Annotated in this window: 1 pseudogene; it reads right to left on the bottom strand. The window is 54.2% G+C overall.

What is annotated here, in order from left to right:
* Positions 1-260: pseudogene (locus ACLUXO_RS10400) on the bottom strand (5-methyltetrahydrofolate--homocysteine methyltransferase); the annotation flags it as partial.

Below are 260 nucleotides of genomic sequence, written 5' to 3'. Positions count from 1 at the left end.
CGGGCGATGACCGCGTCCTTGTCTTCCAATTGGCCAAACTTGGAAGTTACCAGACCTAGAACAAGCTTGACATTTTCCCGGCCGTTCCAGATCTGCTTGATTGGTGCCAGGTCGCCGGATCTGTCTGAGTCGTATTCCAGGAAAAAGCCGTCGTAGTTCAGCTGGGCCAGGTAAGGAGCAACTGCTTCATAGCCACCGGAGAAGAGGAAGGTGGACTTGAAGTTGCCCCGGCAGATGTGGGTCGTTACCGTCAAGTCTTC

Source organism: Lactobacillus delbrueckii subsp. bulgaricus (assembly GCF_046938665.1).
Lineage (GTDB): Bacteria > Bacillota > Bacilli > Lactobacillales > Lactobacillaceae > Lactobacillus > Lactobacillus delbrueckii_C.
The sequence above is the reverse complement of the archived record's forward strand: the minus strand, read 5'-3'. Positions and strand labels throughout refer to the sequence as shown.